Consider the following 1,279-nt stretch of genomic DNA (forward strand, 5'->3'; position numbering starts at 1 on the left):
ATAGCGTGGCAGCGATCGACACCGACACCGTACGTTTCACTTTAAAAAGCGGCGCAGCCAAACAAGCAATTTTCAGAACAGGCGAGCTCCCTGTATTGCCAAAGCACTTTTGGGAAAGCAAAGATTTTGAGACCTCATCAGAAGTTACTCCCCTGCTGAGCGGCCCTTATAAAATAGGAAAGGTCGATATCGGATCAAGCATTACCTTAGAGCGCGTACCAGACTTTTGGGGTAAGGACTTAAACGTTTACCAAGGCCGGTTTAACTTCGATCAAGTGCGCTTTGATTTTTACCGTGATCAATCCATCGCATTCGAAGCATTTAAGTCAGACGAGTTTGATATCTTCTATGACTACACAGCAAAAAACTGGGCACAGGGGTATGACTTCCCTGCTCTCAATAGCGGCAAAGTCATCAAAGAAGCCATCCCGCACTCTATTCCTTCAGGAACACAAGGCTTCTTTTTTAACACGCGTCGTGATTTATTCTCTGATAGACGCGTGCGCCTAGCGCTTTCACACCTGTTTGATTTCGAATGGACCAACGCAGCCCTTTTCCATAATGCCTACACGCGCAATCTGAGCTACTTCCCGAACTCTCGATATGCAAGTTCAGGACTTCCTTCTGAAGCAGAACTTGCCTTACTTGAGCCATTTAAAACCCAACTTCCAGCGAGCGTATTTAATAAGGAATTTGGCTTCGAGCAAAGCAAAGGCGACGGCAATATACGCAAGAAGATGCGTGCAGCAATGGATCTACTGAAAGAAGCAGGCTGGAAATTAGATGGTAAGCAACTGATTCATACCGAAACAGGTAAGCCCTTCGAATTTGAATTCATTTATCGTCAAGCAGGACTAAAACGTATCATTCTGCCCTTCATTAAGAACCTCGAGCGTGTTGGCATTAAAGCTAACCCACGCCTAGTTGAAAGCGCGCAGTACAAAGCCAGACTCGATAATTTCGATTTCGACATGATGACCTTTGTGCTTAGCCAAGGTAATGCACCAAGCTACGAACAACGCGACTACTACCATAGCGATCTGGTCGATGTAGAAGGCAGCTTTAACTACGCAGGCATTAATAACCCAGCAATCGACGCGCTAATCGCTCAACTTCTCCAAGTAACTTCCGAACGAGAAGTTATTACCATCATGCATGCTCTAGATCGCGTATTGCTCAATGAGCATTACATCGTGCCTAACTGGCATATTGGAGTACACCGCGTTGCATATTGGGACCGATTTGAGCGTTTACCCGAACCACTCCCCTACAAATTAGG

General features: G+C 45.8%; 1 protein-coding gene. It reads left to right on the forward strand.

What is annotated here, in order from left to right:
- On the forward strand, positions 1-1,279 hold a 1,279-nt coding region (locus A3762_RS05145; protein ID WP_068754410.1), incomplete at both ends, for an extracellular solute-binding protein.

It is taken from the genome of Oleiphilus sp. HI0125 (genome assembly GCF_001635355.1).